The organism is Canibacter oris (assembly GCF_014197205.1).
Lineage (GTDB): Bacteria > Actinomycetota > Actinomycetes > Actinomycetales > Microbacteriaceae > Canibacter > Canibacter oris.
This window is the reverse complement of record NZ_JACIFD010000005.1, coordinates 1-16,965: the sequence shown is the minus strand read 5'-3', so window position 1 is coordinate 16,965 and position 16,965 is coordinate 1. Positions and strand designations below refer to the sequence as shown.

17 protein-coding genes are annotated in these 16,965 nt (G+C 58.4%); all 17 read left to right on the top strand.

Features of this window, described 5'->3' with window-relative positions; genetic code table 11:
* The first annotated feature begins 71 nt into the window (after positions 1-71).
* Positions 72-515, top strand: a complete 444-nt coding sequence (gene mraZ, locus F5897_RS02990) for a division/cell wall cluster transcriptional repressor MraZ (RefSeq protein ID WP_124823837.1) — start codon at positions 72-74, stop codon at positions 513-515.
* Positions 516-527: 12 nt separating this feature from the next.
* A complete protein-coding gene (gene rsmH, locus F5897_RS02985; RefSeq protein ID WP_183304416.1) occupies positions 528-1,481 on the top strand; it encodes a 16S rRNA (cytosine(1402)-N(4))-methyltransferase RsmH in 954 nt (317 codons plus the stop codon).
* Positions 1,478-2,098: a cell division protein FtsL gene (gene ftsL / locus F5897_RS02980; protein WP_183304415.1), complete on the top strand. Its 621-nt coding sequence runs from the start codon at positions 1,478-1,480 to the stop codon at positions 2,096-2,098. Before rsmH ends, ftsL begins: the two co-directional genes overlap by 4 nt.
* Before the next feature lie 18 nt (positions 2,099-2,116).
* Positions 2,117-3,907 (top strand): peptidoglycan D,D-transpeptidase FtsI family protein, encoded by a 1,791-nt coding sequence (locus F5897_RS02975; RefSeq protein ID WP_124823840.1) that lies wholly within the window; start codon positions 2,117-2,119, stop codon positions 3,905-3,907.
* A 1-nt stretch (position 3,908) separates the two neighbouring features.
* Entirely contained in the window at positions 3,909-4,976 is a 1,068-nt protein-coding gene (locus F5897_RS02970) for a hypothetical protein (RefSeq protein ID WP_183304414.1), read from the top strand.
* Complete coding sequence (locus F5897_RS02965; RefSeq protein WP_183304413.1) at positions 4,973-6,376, top strand: UDP-N-acetylmuramoyl-tripeptide--D-alanyl-D-alanine ligase; 1,404 nt, start codon at positions 4,973-4,975, stop codon at positions 6,374-6,376. The genes F5897_RS02970 and F5897_RS02965 overlap by 4 nt, the downstream gene beginning before the upstream one ends.
* The gene (gene mraY / locus F5897_RS02960; protein ID WP_124823843.1) at positions 6,373-7,467 is read left to right on the top strand and encodes a phospho-N-acetylmuramoyl-pentapeptide-transferase; all 1,095 of its coding nucleotides are present in this window, start codon (positions 6,373-6,375) and stop codon (positions 7,465-7,467) included. Before F5897_RS02965 ends, mraY begins: the two co-directional genes overlap by 4 nt.
* Complete coding sequence (locus tag F5897_RS02955) at positions 7,454-8,524, top strand: Mur ligase family protein (RefSeq protein ID WP_183304412.1); 1,071 nt, start codon at positions 7,454-7,456, stop codon at positions 8,522-8,524. Before mraY ends, F5897_RS02955 begins: the two co-directional genes overlap by 14 nt.
* 3 nt (positions 8,525-8,527) lie before the next feature.
* On the top strand, positions 8,528-9,736 hold the full coding sequence (locus F5897_RS02950; RefSeq protein ID WP_183304411.1) for an FtsW/RodA/SpoVE family cell cycle protein: 1,209 nt from the start codon (positions 8,528-8,530) through the stop codon (positions 9,734-9,736).
* Between the two features lie 148 nt (positions 9,737-9,884).
* Positions 9,885-10,967, top strand: a complete 1,083-nt coding sequence (locus F5897_RS02945) for a UDP-N-acetylglucosamine--N-acetylmuramyl-(pentapeptide) pyrophosphoryl-undecaprenol N-acetylglucosamine transferase (protein ID WP_183304410.1) — start codon at positions 9,885-9,887, stop codon at positions 10,965-10,967.
* A gap of 37 nt (positions 10,968-11,004) precedes the next feature.
* Positions 11,005-12,450, top strand: a complete 1,446-nt coding sequence (gene murC / locus F5897_RS02940; RefSeq protein ID WP_183304409.1) for a UDP-N-acetylmuramate--L-alanine ligase — start codon at positions 11,005-11,007, stop codon at positions 12,448-12,450.
* A gap of 17 nt (positions 12,451-12,467) precedes the next feature.
* A complete protein-coding gene (locus F5897_RS02935; RefSeq protein ID WP_183304408.1) occupies positions 12,468-13,649 on the top strand; it encodes a cell division protein FtsQ/DivIB in 1,182 nt (393 codons plus the stop codon).
* Positions 13,650-13,790: 141 nt separating this feature from the next.
* Positions 13,791-14,963 carry a cell division protein FtsZ gene (ftsZ, locus tag F5897_RS02930; protein ID WP_124823849.1) on the top strand — a complete coding sequence of 391 codons (1,173 nt, stop codon included), beginning with the start codon at positions 13,791-13,793 and terminating at the stop codon, positions 14,961-14,963.
* 11 nt (positions 14,964-14,974) lie between these two features.
* Positions 14,975-15,475, top strand: a complete 501-nt coding sequence (locus tag F5897_RS02925) for a cell division protein SepF (RefSeq protein WP_183304407.1) — start codon at positions 14,975-14,977, stop codon at positions 15,473-15,475.
* 1 nt (position 15,476) lies between these two features.
* The gene (locus F5897_RS02920) at positions 15,477-15,767 is read left to right on the top strand and encodes a YggT family protein (RefSeq protein WP_124823851.1); all 291 of its coding nucleotides are present in this window, start codon (positions 15,477-15,479) and stop codon (positions 15,765-15,767) included.
* Positions 15,768-15,840: 73 nt separating this feature from the next.
* Entirely contained in the window at positions 15,841-16,425 is a 585-nt protein-coding gene (locus tag F5897_RS02915; RefSeq protein WP_124823852.1) for a DivIVA domain-containing protein, read from the top strand.
* Positions 16,426-16,437: 12 nt separating this feature from the next.
* A partial coding sequence (gene lspA, locus F5897_RS02910) for a signal peptidase II (protein ID WP_183304406.1) occupies positions 16,438-16,965 on the top strand: 528 nt, incomplete at its 3' end.

The following is a 16,965-nucleotide window of genomic DNA, read 5'->3' as shown; positions in this document are numbered from 1 at the left end:
AAAAAATCTATTACTTTTAATGAATTTGTGGATAGATGTGGAGTAAAGTGGAACGCTAGAGGAGGTGAGCTATGTCAGCAGTTAATTTTTTTGGCACCTATACGCCGAAGCTGGATGACAAAGGTCGCCTTGTCGTGCCCGCAAAACTCCGCGAAGCTTTCAGCCGCGGCCTGGTCATCACCAGAGGGCAAGAACGTTGCCTCTATGTCTTCCCCGCAGCCAGCTTTGACGCGCTGTTAGAGCGGATCCGCGCCCTGCCACTCACCTCTAAACAGGCGCGCGAGTTCCAGCGAGTTTTCCTGGCCGGGGCGCACGACGAAACTCCCGACAAACAGCACCGCGTCACCATTCCGGGGTTGCTTAGGGAATACGCCAGCCTCGACAAAGAGCTCACCGTTATCGGCGTGGGTGACCGTGTCGAAATCTGGGACAGTCAGAAATGGCAGGAAGTTCTCGCAGCCAGCGAAGAGCACTACTCGGATATTTCAGAGGAGGTGTTCCCGGGCATTTTCTAGCCCGCACTTATCATGACATCACCTTTGCACATTCCAGTAATGCTTGAGCGCTGCGTCGAACTGCTGGCTCCAGTTGCGACATCCGAGTGCTTCATAATCGACTGCACCCTTGGGCTCGGCGGGCACAGCGCAGCTCTGCTGCAGCGGCTGCCGCACGTCACCGTGCTCGGTATTGACCGCGACCCGGCGGCTTTGCAGCGTGCCAGCGCGAGACTTGCGGAATTCGGCTCCCGGTTTGTGCCGATCCACGCCACATATGATGCCGTTGCTGAAGTTGCCGCAAACTATGTAGCTGAGAGCGGGAAACAGTGCCGCGGTATTCTGTTTGACCTCGGTGTGTCGTCGATGCAGCTTGATTTTGTCGAGCGCGGATTCGCGTACGCGCAGGACGCCCCGCTGGATATGCGGATGGATCAAAGCACCGGCATCACCGCCGCAGAATTATTGGCAAGCAGCAGCGCCGCGGAACTCACCCAGCTGTTTAAGCGCTACGGTGATGAGCCCTTGGCATCGCGCTACGCAGCAGCGATAGTCGCCGCGCGGGAAACAACTCCGCTTACGCGCAGCACGGAGCTGGTGGAGGTGTTGCAAGAGGCCACCCCGGCGAAAATGAAAAACCTCAGGCACCCGGCAAAACGGGTGTTTCAGGCGCTGCGAGTCGCGGTAAATGATGAGCTTACAGTGTTGGCAGCGGCGATTCCGAACGCTTTACAGGCGCTCGCGGTTGGCGGCCGCATCGTGGTCATGGCGTATCAGTCGCACGAAGACAAAATCGTGAAAAATGCTTTCGCGCAGGTTAGCCGTGACCGTACCCCGGCGGGCTTACCGCAGCAACTGCCAGAGTTCGCCCCCGCTTTTAAACTTTTGACACGCGGCGCTGAACAGGCATCCGCGGCCGAACAAGAAACTAACCCGAGATCCATTCCGGTGCGTCTGCGCGCAGCGGAGAAGGTGAGAGAGACATGAGCAGCACAGTTAGGAAACCAGATAACTTTGCGCTTCCGGCGAAGCGGGGCATAGCTGTGCCCGCTAAGACCGCTGCACCCGCACCCATCTCTGCGCCTGCCAGTAACCCGACGCGGCAGCTGCAGCCGGTCACCGCGCCGCGCCGCAAGCACACCGTGATGCCGTATCTAGTGGGCGCTCTGGCGGTCTGTTTCATCGGGGCGCAGATGGTTATCAGTAACCTCACCTCGAAGGGTGCGTATGAGCTTGACGCGCTGAAAAAACAGGAGCGCGACACGCTGCGAGTGGAGCGAGTGCTGGCGCAGAACGCGCTGGCGCTGACTTCGCCGCAGAACCTCGCCGATAACGCGCGCAGCCTCGGGATGGTGGAGAATATCGCGCCGTCATATCTGCGGCTCAGCGACGGAGTGATTCTGGGCGCGCCAAGCACTGAGGTGGCACCGCGACCAGTAGCCAACCTGGTGCCAAACGCAACGCTGCAACAGCAGCCGGTAATTAACGAGGTTGGCGAGGTTGTGGCCCGTGACTCAGCGGCAGCAGCGGCCACCGCGGCCACCGCAGCTGCCGGAGTCGCCGTGGTGTGGGAAGGCGAACTGCCGGCTCCGCAAACTCGATAGCAGAGGCAGCACAGACAGATGCGATCAAGAAAAGCGGCGGCGCGGCAGCGGATGTTTGCCCTTGGCGGGGTGCTGCTGCTCGGTGGTATTTTTGGATTCCGCCTGGTTGACCTGCAGGTTATCAATGCGGCGCAATACGTTGAGGCGGCCAAGGGCAAACGCGCAGTTGATATCACCGTTCCTGCGCTGCGCGGCGACATCGTAGACCGCAAAGGGCAGATTTTGGCGACCACTGACGAGCGCTACGACGTGCAAATGTCACCCAAAAACACCCGTATTAAAAACGGGGCGGTGCAGCGGTTTAACAGCCAAACCGAAGAGACTGAAACGGTTCCCTTTGAGCAGGTGTTGGCTGAGATCGGCGCCGCTACCGGGCAACAGCCGAGCGAGATTAAAAAAATCATTGACGACGCCTTGGCAGAAAACCCCGAATCAGATTTCGCATACGTGAAACGCTCGGTGGATCTCACCACCCTGAACAAGCTCAAAGAGCTCGATATTCCGTGGCTGACTTTCTCCTCGGTCTTTAACCGCACCTACCCGAACGGCGCAGTGGGCGGTAACCTTATCGGGTTCGTGGGCAGCGAGAATGAGCCGCAGGCTGGCATTGAGCTCGCCCAGGATGCTTGTCTGGTCGGCGTGGATGGTTCGGAGAGCTATGAGCGCTCAGAAGATGGGGTGCGGCTGCCGGGTAGCACCGTGGTCACCGAAAAAGCGGTGAATGGCGGCACCGTACACCTCACCATCGATCGGGACCTGCAGTGGCAGTCGCAGCAAATCGTGAACCGTACCGCGTCTGAAACCGGCGCTGAATGGGTGATGGCGGTTATTATGGACGTCAAAACCGGTGAGCTGTTGGCGGTAGCTGAAGACGGGTCGGTGGATCCGAATCATGTGGCGGGTACCCCACCTGAGAGACGGGATTCCCGGGCGTTTTTGGCGCCGTATGAGCCCGGATCCACCTTCAAAACAATTACGGTAGCGACCCTGCTCGAAGAGGGAGTTGCAACCCCGCTGACCCAGAATCTCACCCCGGCACGATGGAATCCGGAGCCGAATGTGAGCTTCGGTGACGCCACCACCCACGGTGAAATGCAGTGGACGCTGACCGGGATTTTGGTTGCATCTTCTAACGTTGGCACCGCGATGCTGGGCACCCAGGTGAGCCCGGAAAAACGCTATGAGTATATGCAGAAATTCGGTTTCGGGGTGAGCACTCAGGCGGGGCTTGCCGTGGAAGACAGCGGTTTGGTGGCGCCGCCGGGAGACTGGGATCGCCAGACGGTCTACAACAGCACCTTCGGGCAGGGGCTCTCCGCAACGATTGTGCAAACCGCCGGAGCCTATCAGGCGATTGCGAATAATGGGGTGCGGATCCCGCCAACGCTGGTGAAGAAATGCGTGCGCCCGGACGGCACCGAAGAGGTTCCCGCGCACGGCGAAAGAGTGACCGTAATCTCGGAAAAAACCGCGAAAGAGCTACACCGCATGCTGGAAAACGTTGCGGTTAATCTGGAAAACCGCGGCTTCCTGGAGCTGCCAGGGTACCGGGTGGCGGGTAAAACCGGCACTGCGGAGCAGAGCGACGGGCACGGCGGGTATCGCAGTGACTACGTCAATAGCTTCGCCGGATTCTTCCCCGCGGAAAACCCGCAGTACGTGGTTGTCACCTCCATCGCTTTCCCGCAGCGTGACGGCACCTATAAACGGTTGCTCGGCACCTGGGGAGAGCTGGCGTCAAGCGTTATCAAAGATTATCGGGTGACCCCGTCAAATACCCCGTTTGAGCCGTATCCGGAGGAATACTAGGATGACAGAACAGCACGCGTACCGGCCGGTGCACCTGGCAGTCGTGGGAGATAAGGGAATTAGCGGCACACAAGCCGCGCTGCAGCAGCTGTACCCCGCGGTTGAGTTTGTGGCTCCCGCCGCCGCTGAAGTCATCGGGTTTAACATGTTTCCGGCGCAGCCTTTGGAGCCAAAAGCTGAGGTTAAGGAGCGGATTGCGCACGCCGCAGCGCAGCTGCAGAATGTTACGACCGAAATCGTGGCAGTGTGCGACAGCGTGGAGGCGGTTGCGGCGCTGCAGCAGGTGCAGGCGGGCGTCACAAAACTCGCCACAACCTACGGGGTAAGTGCTGACTGGCATTTGGCGATTACCACTGCGACGCTGCAACGGGTGGGTTTCGTGTTGCAAGGGCCGGAGGACGCTTATTTCCGTGGCGCGGTGCTCAGCGCCGCAAAATTTCACGCCCAAAACCTGGCTTTGGCGTTGGTGATGCTGCTGCGCGCGGGGGTGCCAGCGGCGCACTTACAACAGCAGCTGCCGCGGGCCGGGGTGATTTTGGAAACCAGTTATCAGGTGGCGCAGCCGAGCGTGTGCGAACAGTATCAGGGACAGCAGCTGCACTGGTTCCTTGACAGCGGTAGCAGCGCGGCAGCGACTGACGCGGTGCTCGGAGAACTCGCCGAAGCGGCGCCGGAAGCGGTGTGGGCGATTGTAGCTCCAGCAGCCGTGCAGACGTCGGTAGTCGCACAGGCGTCAGCAGGTAGCGGGAGCGCCACGGCTCAGCAGCAAGACGCCGCCGCAATACGTAACGAACTTTTGCGCGGCGCATACTACGGGCACAGCTGCGGGCGAGTTATTGTGGTAGACCCCGCCGCGTCACAGGCAACGCCAAACAGCGGTACAATACAACAGCAGAGCGCATTGCTGCAGGGCATTGCGCAGGCTAACGGCAAAGCTCGGCTGGCTGAGATCAGTGACCTTACCGCCGCGTTGCAGATGGTGGCTGCGCAGGCCGATCCAGCAACCACCGTATTGGTAAGCGGGTGCCTGGCCGAGCCTGCTGCGAAGATTTTGGCGGGAGAAAAATGATTGCTTTAACACTGGCGGAGATTGCGACAGCGGTCGCGGGTAAGCTGGAGCTGCAAGATACCACGGCGACTCCCGCAACCGTGATTTCAGGTAATGGGCAAACTGACTCGCGTGAGATTCAGCCGGGACAGATTTTCTTTGCGCGGCGCGGCGAAGAGACCGACGGGCACCTGTATGCAGCCGCAGCTGCTGAGCGTGGAGCCGCCCTCATCATCGCCGAGCGGCACACCGGCGCTGCTGCGCCACACATTATCGTCGCAGACACCACCGCCGCGCTTGCCGCGCTTGCCGCATACGTGATTGCCACCGTGAAAGCGCGGGGCAAACTGCGCATTGTGGGTGTCACCGGATCTAACGGCAAAACCAGCACTAAGAACCTGTTAGCTGCGATGCTGCAGCGGCTGGGATCTACGGTGGCAAACGAAAAATCCTTTAATAATGAGGTCGGCGGGCCGCTGACCATGCTGCGAGTGACGGCTGACACCGAGTATTTGGTAGCTGAAATGGGTGCTTCAGGACCTGGTGAGATTGCCCAGCTGACGCGGCTCGCGCCACCGGATTACGGCGTTGTGCTTATGGTCGGAATGGCGCACGCCGGCGGTTTTGGCAGTCTTGAAGTGACAGCAAAAACCAAAGCGGAAATGGTTACCGGGCTGCCAGCGACCGCAACCGCGGTGCTGAACGCGGCAGATTCGCGGGTTGCTGCTATGGCAGAGCAGACCGCCGCGCGGGTGCGGTTCTTTAACGGCCCCCAGGTGCGTGCTGAAAACGTGGTGACTGACGCCACCGGGAGCAGCTTCGACATGGTTATTGATGAGCAGAAAATCGCGGTGCGGTTTAACGTGTTGGGCGAACACCACATTAACAACGCGCTCGCCGCAGCGGCGGTCGCGAGTGATTTGGGGCTGAGTCTGGAAAGCATTAAAGAGGTGCTGGAACAGGTTACTCGCCCCGCGAAATGGCGCATGGAAGTGCATCACCTACGCGACGGCATCACACTTATTAATGACGCTTACAATGCGAACCCTGATTCTATGGACGCGGCTTTGAAAACGCTGGCGCAGGTGGCGGATCCGCGTGGCCGCAGCATCGCCGTGCTCGGTGAGATGAGCGAACTCGGGGAGCACGCCGGACCGGCGCACGACCGGGTAGGGTTGCAAGCGGTGCGGCTGCGTCTTGGCAAACTCGTGGTTGTTGGTGAAAATGTGCGCCGCATGTACATTACCGCCGTCAACGAGGGTGCCTGGGATGACTCCGAAGCGCACTACTGCGAAACCGCAGAACAGGCGTTGGAATACCTGACCGCGGAACTGCAGCCACACGATACAGTTTTGGTGAAGTCATCTAACGCTGCGGGGCTGCGGTTCTTGGGAGATAAATTAGCGGAGGCACTGGCATGATCGAGGTTGTAGTAGCGGGCATTATTGCGCTTGCTTTTTCGCTGTTTCTCACACCGCTTTTTGTGCGCGGCTTTGTGCGCCTGGAGTGGGGGCAGTTTATTCGCGAAGACGGTCCTAAAACCCACTACGCCAAGCGCGGCACCCCAACCATGGGCGGGCTGGTTTTCCTGCTTGCCACCGTCGTCGCCTACTTCGGCGCAAAACTTTTCACCGGCGGCAGCATCACCGCATCAGCGATGCTGGTATTTTTGCTGTCGCTGGGCTGCGGCCTTGTCGGCTTCATCGATGATTTTCTAAAAACCCGGAAACAACAGTCCCTGGGGCTCGGTGGTTGGGCAAAAATCGCGGGGCAGGTGGCCGTCGCCGTCGGCTTCGGGCTGCTCGCCATTAACTTTGCAAATGAGCACGGCATCACTCCGGCATCAACCGCAATTTCGCTATTCCGCGACACCAATATTGACTTTTTGCGGCTCGGCGTTGTGGCCGGCACCATCCTTTTCCTCGCCTGGATTATCCTCATTACCACCGCCACTTCAAACGCGGTGAACCTCACTGACGGGCTCGACGGGCTCGCCGGCGGCGCATCGATTCTAGTGTTCCTGGCTTACTGCGTTATTTCTTTCTGGCAGTTCAGCCAGAATTGTCTTGATCCGAGCAGCGGTGCGGCATGCTATGTGGCGCGTGATCCACTCGACCTCGCGGTTGTGGCTGCGGCCTTCGCTGGTTCGCTAATCGGTTTTTTGTGGTGGAACACCTCGCCGGCGCTGCTCTACATGGGTGACACCGGGTCGATGGGCATCGGCGGTGCGGTTGCTGCCTTCGCAATCCTGACCCGCACTGAGTTGCTGCTAATTTTCATCGGCGGACTGTTCCTGATCGAGGCTGGCTCAGTGATTCTGCAGCGCGTCTACTTTAAGGTGACAAAGGGGCGGCGAATCTTCCTGATGAGCCCGATTCACCACCATTTCGAGCTCAAAGGCTGGCAAGAAATCACCGTTGTAGTGCGGTTCTGGATTGTGTCAGGCGCGCTTGTGATTATCGGAATCGCGCTGTTTTACGCGGAGTGGGTGCTGACAAATGCGCATCCGTAACTCTGCGACGACCGCCACTCTAGCCAGCTGGAACGCTGCCTGGAGCGGCGTGAAAGTTGCGGTTTTCGGGGTCTCCGAGCGGGGCTTCGCTGCTGCTGATACCCTCGCTGAGCTCGGCGCCGAGGTGCTGGTTTTGGCGCCGGAACCCGGCGGAGAGCGAGAGCGGCTGCTGGCTGTTATCGGCGCCACCTTTAAACAACTGCAAATCACGGAAATCGCGCCGCAGCTTGCCGCCTTCGCGCCGCAGCTGGTTGTGGTTGCAGATAGTGAGCAACCCGGCGCGACAGAGGTGCTGCGGGCAGCGCAGAACTCCCAAGTGCCGGTGTGGAGCGACATTGAGCTGGCATGGCATGTGGGCGACAAATTTGGTGTGGCGGCGCAGTGGATTTGCGTCAGCGGGCAGCAGGATGTGGCTGCAACCGTAGAGCTTACCGCACGGATGCTGCTGGCGGCCGGGCGGCGGGTGGCGCCGGTTGGGTTGAGCGCCCCGCCGGTGCTCGATGCGGTGCGTGATCCAGCCCGGTTTGAATTCTTTGTGGTGGGGCTCAGCGGTGCGGATTTGCGACTGCTGGATGGTATTCACCCGGTTGCTAGCGCTCTGCTCAGCGTGGACGCTGCCGCCGGTGCTGGGGACGCTGCAGGCGCCGAGGACAGCACGGGCGTTACGAGTGCTGCGCCGGCCACTGAGCTGGAGCCATACGGCAACGTCTACACCAACACCAAGCTCGCCTGTATTTACAACAGACATAGCCTCGCAACCGAAAAGCTGCTGGCGGCTGCGGATGTCGCGGAGGGCTGCCGCGCCGTTAGTTTCGGGCTGGACACGCCGCCGCTCGCGGGTCTTGGTCTTGTTGAAGATGTGTTGGCGGATCGTGGTTACCATGCGGAACGCCGCAACAGCGCTTTAGAGCTTGCCACTTTGTCAGAACTAGCCAGCCGCAATCTTGCAACGCCACAGGATGTTGCGAACTTCCTTGCAGCGGCGGCGTTGGCGCGAGCTTGCGAAGTGTCACCGGCCGCGATTGCTGCTGCGCTGACCCAGCTGCCGGAGGTATAACAGATGAGCAAAACCAATGCCACGGTAAAAGCGCTGCGTGAGGGCCTACGACTGCGCGCGATTCGCGAGGCAGACGCGGTTACGGTGTGGCTATTTGCGGCCACTTTGGGCCTTATTGGTTTGGGCGTTTTGATGGTAATGTCGGCATCTTCCGTGAACTCTTATCTTGCTGAGCGTGGACCTTGGGGAGAGGGGTTCCGCCACGCTGGTTACGCCCTGGTCGCAATTGTTGCGATGCTGTTCGCCGGCGCCATAAAGCCTCACTGGTATATGCGTTTTGCCCTGATCGTTTTTGGCGGTGGAGTGCTGCTGCAATCCGCAGTGGTTTTTACAGGTCTGGGTGTCGCCGACGGTGGTAACCGTAACTGGTTGCGAATCGGCTCGCTGCAGGTGCAGCCCTCGGAGTTTCTGAAGCTCGGTGCCATTTTGATTTTGGGCGTTGTAATTCAACGACTGGTGGTAGCCCCTCGTGGCAAGCTGCTGCAGGAAATCATCCCGTTGGGGCTGTTCGCGGGTATCCCTTTGGGGCTTATCGTGTGGGGTAAAGATCTCGGCACCGCCATGGTTTTGGGACTCGCGGTGCTAGGCTGTTTGCTGTTTGGAGAGATTAAATTTCGCACTATCGCTGTTTTTGCGGTTACTGGAATTTTTGCCGCGTTTCTTTTTGTGATTAGCAGTGAAAACCGGAGAAATCGAATCGCGAGTCTGTGGGGAGACAGCAAGACTGATTACTCTGGGTTGGATTGGCAACCGCTGCACGGTGTCTGGGCGCTCTCTAGCGGTGGTGTTTTCGGAAACGGTTTGGGCAGCTCCAAAGCAAAATGGTCTTGGCTGCCAGCCGCGGAAGATGATTATATTTTTGCGATTATTGGCGAAGAATTGGGGTTGTTCGGCTGTCTCGCGGTTATTGTAGCTTACATTGTTTTGGCCTGGGCGATGCTGCGGGTTATTACCAGGGCAAAAAACTACTTTCAGAAAGCGGTTGTAGGCGGCATCATGATGTGGATCGTCGGGCAGGCATTCATCAACATCGCCGTGGTCTTGCGACTGTTGCCAGTTTTGGGAGTGCCATTGCCGTTTGTTAGCGCTGGTGGTACTGCGCTGGTGGCGTGCTGCATGGCGATGGGGGTAGTAATCACAATTGCGCGTGACACTGCGCCGCGCCAAGAGCAGACCGAGACACACCAGGACGCGTCACAGTTTAGTGCGTGACGCTGCGTGGTCGCGTTGAGCAGAAGTGCAGCCCTGCAGTAGCGACTATGCTGTTATTGGTGGTGTGTCACCGAGTGATGGACAGTGCAGCGAGTGCTGGGCGGCAGCGGCTAAACTAAAGGTTGGAAGATTTTGAAGGAGCTGCACCATGACAAACTATTTGCTGGCCGGCGGGGGTACCGCGGGGCATGTGAATCCGCTGTTGGCGCTGGCTGAGCTGATCAAAGCTACAGATCCCGCAGCAGAAATCGTGACGCTCGGCACCGCAGAAGGGCTGGAGTCAAAACTGGTGCCGCAGCGGGGATTTGAGCTGGTAACAATTGCGCGACTGCCTTTTCCGCGTAAACCCAGTCTTTACGCCCTGGGCTTCCCACTGCGTTATCGGCAGGCGGTGGCGCAGGTACGGCAGCTGATCCGCACCCGCAAAATCGATGTTGTGGTGGGTTTTGGTGGCTACGCTGCAGCTCCGGCATACAGCGCTGCAAAGCGCGAGAAGATTCCGTATGTGATTCATGAGGCTAATGCCTTGCCGGGCATGGCAAACAAGCTTGGCGCGCGCGGCACCAAGTATGTTGGCGTTACCTTTCCAGGAACTCCGATGCCGGGCGCCGTAGTCACCGGAATGCCGCTGCGCCAAGAAATCACAAAGCTTGATCGAGCAGCGCTGCGCGCAACAGCGGCGGCTCATTTCGAATTAGATCCGGCCCTGCCAACGCTGCTGGTTACCGGCGGTTCGCTTGGCGCGCGCGGGATTAACCAGGGCATGGCCGGGGCCGCGGCAGAGATTGTGGCAAGCGGTGCGCAGGTGCTGCACATCTGGGGTGGTCTTACCGCGGTAGCTGATCCACAGCAGCCCGGATATCGGGTGCTGCAGTACTGTGACCGTATGGATTTAGCTTTCGCAATTGCGGATCTTGCGGTGTCGCGTGCTGGCTCAACCACGGTCAGCGAGATTTCCGGGCTCGGAATTCCCGCGGTGTTTTCCCCGTATCGGCACGGCAACGGCGAACAAGCACTGAATTGTCGTGCGGTTGTTGCAGCCGGCGGCGCTTTAGCGGTCGAAGACAGCGACATCACCACCGCCTGGGTGCAGCAAACCCTGCTGCCGCTGTTGCACGATAAGCAGCGGCTCGCCGAGATGAGCGCCGCCGCGAAAACCGTTGCCCGCCTTGACGGCACCGAGCAACTGCTGCAACTGGTGCAGCGGGCGCTGCGTGAACACGGCGAGTAACCAGCTTTTAGCAACCTGAGCGGAGTACGATAGCAGCATGATTTATCCTGACCTTGAGCAGCCGATTCCAGCTGATTTGGGCCGTGTGCACTTTGTGGGCATTGGCGGCTCCGGTATGCACGGCATCGCGCGCATGATGCACAATCGTGGGCTGCAAGTGACCGGTTCCGATCGCAGTCTTAACGCCTACACCCGTGCTCTCAGTGAGCTCGGAATTCAGGTATCTGAGGGGCACGATGCGGCGCACGCGGTTGGTGCCGATACCCTGGTTGTAACGGGTGCGCTGTGGCAGGATAATCCGGAGTATCAGTATGCGCTGCAGCACAATATCCCGGTGCTGCATCGTTCGCAGGCGCTGGCTTGGTTGAATCGCGATAAGCGACTGATTTCGGTTGCTGGCGCGCACGGTAAAACCACCTCAACCGGGATGGTGGTGACGGCGCTGCTCGGCGCGGGGGCTGATCCATCATTTGTAAACGGTGGTGTGATCGAGGCACTCGGCGTGAGCGCGCGTGACGGCGCAGACAATCTGTTTGTGATTGAGGCCGACGAGTCAGATCGCTCTTTCCAGCTGTACGATACTGATATCGCGCTGATCACCAATGTTGATCCGGAACACCTAGATTTTTACGGCTCGCGCGAGGCGTTTATGCAGGCCTTCGTTGATTTTGCGGCGGCTGCGAATGAGGTGGTAATCGCGTCGAGCGATGATGCCGGCTGCGCGGAGGTGCTGGCGGCGCTGCCTGCTGATGTGCATGTGCAAACGTTTGGATTTGCGGATCATGCCGACGTTCAGCTGCTTGCAGTAGATGACAGCGGCCCGGTGAGCTTCACGGTTGCTGCGGCCGGCCAAGAGCAGCGGGTGCAGCTTGCGGTTTATGGGGTGCACAACGCGGTAAACGCTGCGGGCGCGATCGCGGTGCTGTTGCACCTGGGGTATTCTCTGGCGGATGCGGCGCAGGCGGTTGCGAGTTTTGCTGGCACCAAGCGGCGTTTCGAGTTTCATGCCGCGGTTGGCGGAGTGCGAGTTTACGATGATTACGCGCATCACCCAACAGAGGTTGCGGCGCTTTTGGCAGCTACCAAACCGGTTGTGGGGCAGGGGCGTTTGATTGCGGTGCATCAGCCGCATCTTTACAGCCGCACCCAGCATTTCCATCGGGAGTTCGCTGAGGTTTTGGAGCAGGGCGCAGACTATACCGTGGTATTGCCAGTTGACGGTGCGCGGGAAGATCCGGTGCCGGGGGTTACCGGAGAGCTGGTGTCAGCAGATTTCGCGGATCAGAACCGAGTGTTTTACGCCGCTGATTGGGATATTGCAACCGCGCATCTGGCGGCGGTGGCGCAACCCGGAGACGTGTTTGTGACGATGAGCTGCGGCACGGTTTACCAGATTATTCCGCAGCTGGTTGCATCCCTGGTAGCGAAGTTTGGGGATGCTGACTTGCAGACCGCCCCGGGTTTTGTGCTGCCTGGCGCCTAGGAGTAAAAGCGGAGTAAATGATGAAGCGGCCGGTTGGATTCGATACTGCAGCGCAGGAGAACTATCATGCTGAGGAGCGCCGGCCCGTCGGTGAGGCAGCTGCGGGGGAGTCTGTCCCTGCTGTGGTATCTGCCGCGGTGCCCACTGTGTCTCCGCCCGCAACTAAGTCGCCGCGGTTTTCGGCGCGTATCGCGCAGGCAGTGGCAGACGCGAATGACTTTCGCCCGGTAGGCAGCGCGGAGACGCCGCAAGCCGCCCCTGGGCAGGAACCGGATGCTGCTGCAGCTGAGTTGGGCACGGAAAACTTAGCAGCTGCGCCGCATGCAGAACCCGCAGCAGATTTGGCTGCCGTATCCCCTGCGGAGACTTTAGCTGTCACGCCGCGCGGGGAAGATTTGGCCGCTGCGCAAAAACAGCAGAAAATAAGAATCAAACAAGCGCGGCGCCGACTGGCACGCGCGGAGCGGGCAAAGACACGAGCTTTTCGTTTTTGGCAACGTCAATTGACGGTGAGTCGGCGGCGGCAGCTGCGCAGGCTTGGGGTCGGCGCAATGATGATTGCGTTGCTGGGCGTGTTAGTTGGAATTGCGGTTTTGACCCCGGCGCTAGCGGTGAAAGAAATTCAGGTCAGTGGCGGTTCTGATGAGCTCAACAGCACTGTGAGCGAGGCGCTGTACCCGTTACAGGGTAAGCCGCTGGCGTTCGTGAAAGATGCTGAGGTACATGAGACGTTGCAGCAGTTTGCGTTGATTCAAGACTATGATGTGCAGCGAGTGCCTCCGGGGCAGTTGATTGTGCAACTGACTGAGCGTACCGCGGTTTTGGCTTTGCCGCGCGGCGAAAAATTTACGATTGTGGATGCTGCCGGGGTGGAGCTGATGGTTGCGGAAGTGTTGCCGGACGGGTTGCCACTGGCCGTGGGAGACGGAATTTCTAAAGTTGGTACGAAGCAGTTTTTTGCTGCTGCTGCTGTGCTGCGGGATATTCCTGCCGAGCTGCGCTCACAAGTTGCTGAGGTCAGTGCCGCGGGTGCACAGAGCATAGAACTTAAGATGCGTGACGGGGTTGTGGTGCGCTGGGGCGGCGCTCAGGACACTCCGCTGAAAGCCGTTATCTACAGTAAAATGGCTGCTGCTCTCGCGGATCAGGAAATTTCGGTGATTGACGTTTCGGCGACCGAAGCGCCGGTTTATCAGTGAGTAAATTTTTTTTAAGCTGTGGATATCCTGCTTGCCGGAGTGTCTGCTCCATAACAACTGATTTGCTCATAGTGTTGATACATAACTACTCAGTATATAACTCTCAACCTCAGGTTGAGCTTTAAGGTTTAAGGTGGTCGTATGAACTCCGGAGAAGCAGTAATTAAGGTTGTTGGCGTTGGCGGCGGCGGCGTTAACGCTGTGAACCGCATGATTGAGCGCGAGATTAAGAACGTGGAGTTCATTGCGATTAACACTGACGCTCAGGCGCTAGCTTTGAGTGAAGCGGAAGTGAAGCTTGACATCGGGCAGGAAAAAACTCGTGGCCTTGGCGCTGGCGCTGACCCTGAGGTGGGTTTCCAATCTGCTGAAGATCACGCTGACGATATCGAGAGTGCCCTGGTTGGTGCAGATATGGTGTTTATCACCGCCGGTGAGGGTGGTGGCACAGGCACAGGCGCCGCTCCGGTTGTGGCGCGCATCGCCCGCAGTGTTGGTGCGCTGACTGTGGGTGTCGTCACCCGCCCGTTTGGTTTTGAGGGCCGCCGCCGCTCACAGCAGGCAGACACCGGCATCTTTAAGCTGCGCGAAGAGGTAGACACCCTGATTATCGTGCCAAACGACCGGCTGCTGCAGCTCGCGGGCGAGGGCCTCACCATGCTTGATGCGTTCCGCGCTGCAGATGAAGTGCTGCGAGCCGGTGTGCAGGGCATCACCGATCTGATTACCACCCCGGGCCTGATGAACGTTGACTTTGCTGACGTCAAAACTGTGATGCAGGGTGCTGGCTCAGCGCTGATGGGTATCGGAACCGGCACCGGCACCGATCGTGCCATTAAAGCGGCGGAAGATGCCATTAACTCTCCGCTGCTGGAAACCTCAATCGACGGCGCCCGCGGCGTGCTGATTTCGCTGCAGGGCTCATCTGCTGTTGGGTTGCACGAGATTTACCAGGCGGCAGACATGGTGCAAAAAGCGGTGCATCCGGAGGCAAACATCATCTTCGGTACCGTGATTGACGAATCGCTCGGTGACCAGGTGAAAGTAACTGTTATCGCTGCTGGCTTCGACGAGAAGCCAGCAGCTGAAACCGCGCAGCACAACGTGCCACGGCGTGAGCTGCGCCAGGAGCGGATGGCCGCAGAAACTGGCGCAATTGTGAACTCAACGGGTCCGATTGTGACCCCGGGAGCAAACGACACCGGAGGATTCGGTGAAACAGTTGCTAACCCGCCGCTGGAGAGCCAGATTAAGGATCCAGCTTTCGATATTGATGATGAAGATGAGCTGGATATTCCAGACTTCCTCAAGTAAGGAGTTAGCAAATGCCGAACAACGCTTTTAAAAAAGCTGCCGTTTACCTTGGCTTAGCTGAGCAAGGTGTGGAAGAACCACAGACAGATAAACAGCGCGCAACTGCTGACAACGCCGCGGCAGAAACCCAGGCACTAGTAGAGCCGCAGCAGCGTCTCGGCGCAGTGGTGACACCGCTGCAGCGAGTAACCCCAACTCGTGTTGTGAAACAGCAGCCAATGAGCGAGATTCTGACGGTGCACCCGCGCAGCTACAGTGAGGCTCCGCAGATTGCAGAAAATTTCCGCGACGGAGTTCCGGTAATCCTTAACCTGGCGCAGATGAACGACAGCGACGCGCGACGGATTATTGACTTCGCGGGCGGCTTAGTGATGGGCTTGAACGGTCACATTGAGCGAGTTACCGGGAAGGTTTTCCTGCTGACACCGGAGCATGTTGCTGTATCAGACATTGCTGAGGAAGAAGCTGGCAACCAAGATAGTGGCTCCTTCTTTGTAGCACCGCGTCAGTAAGATGATATTTTGGATTGCGATTCTGGTACTCAGAATCTATGTCATGCTGCTGTGGGGACGCTTCATCTTGGAGTGGGTTCGGGTTATCAACCCCAGGTTCACCCCTAAAGGTGTGCTGTTAGTGCTTGTCGAGCTGCTCTACACCGTGACTGATCCACCCTTAAAACTTGTGCGCAAGGTTCTGCCACCGCTGAGAATTGGGCAAATCGTGCTGGATGTGGCGCTGATGGTGGTGCTGTTCGCTGCTTGGGCGCTAATCCAACTGCTGGCATTCGCAGCCGCTAATTTTTAAAATTCAGTTTTCAACTGTCAGAATTTGCTAACCTTAAAGTGAAGTCTCTGTACCTAAGTGAAAGAGAAAAATTATGCCTTTGACTCCAGAACAGGTCAAGAATAAGACCTTTACCACCACTAAGTTCCGTGACGGGTACGACCCAGACGAGGTGGATGACTTCCTTGACGAAGTGGTAGCAGATTTTGAGGCTTACGAAGCTGCAAACGCTGAGCTGCAAGAGAAAGTAGCTGCATTGACCGCAAAGCTTGAAAACGCTCCTGAGGGTGAAACCGTAGCGCAGGAAACTGCACAGCCAGCTGCTGAAGCAGCAGACAGCAGCGCTGCATACGTTTCTCCAGACGCGCAGAAGTCCAGCGCGATGCTGCAGCTGGCGCTGGAGCTGCATGATAAGCACGTGCGCGAGGGTGAAACCAAGCGCGAGCAGCTCATCACCGAGGGTGAAAACGAAGCGAAGCGCCTGGTCACTGAGGCTGAGACAGAGCGTACCAACGTGCTCAACACCCTCGGCGCAGAGCGCGTTAAGCTGGAAGAGAAAATCAAGGATCTGCGCGATTTCGAGAAGGAATACCGCGACACCCTGACCTCATACATCCAGGCACAGCTGCGTAATCTTGACAACGACAACGAGCCCGCAGGCGGCCCAGCTCTGGGCTAAACCCTAAACGGCGTGTCAAGCACAAACACTATGCCACAACGCCGGTTAGCTCCTCTTACGGTGCTAGCCGGCGTTGCCGTGTGCTGGTTAATTTTCGACCAACTCACAAAGTTCTGGGCGCTTGAACAGCTGCCAGAACGCCGCAACCAAGAGGTTATCGGCGAGATGCTGCAGTGGTATCTTACATACAACCCCGGAGCTGCGTTCTCCCTTCTGGCAAACGCTACCTGGGTTTTCACCCTGATTGCCGCCGCCGTGGTAATCACCGTGCTGGTGAAAGCCCGGTATGTCGAATCAAAGCGCTGGGCTGTGGTAATCGGGCTGCTGCTCGGCGGCACCACCGGAAACCTTGTCGATCGGCTCTTTAGGGCGCCGGGATTTGCAGTCGGCCACGTGGTCGATTTCATTCACACTCCCTGGCTGGTGCCCGCCGTTTACAATGTCGCCGATATCGGATTAACGCTTGCGGTGCTGGGAGCAATTGCGCTATTGATTACAAATGTGCCACTGCGCCGTGTCGTGACAGATCCCGCAACACCG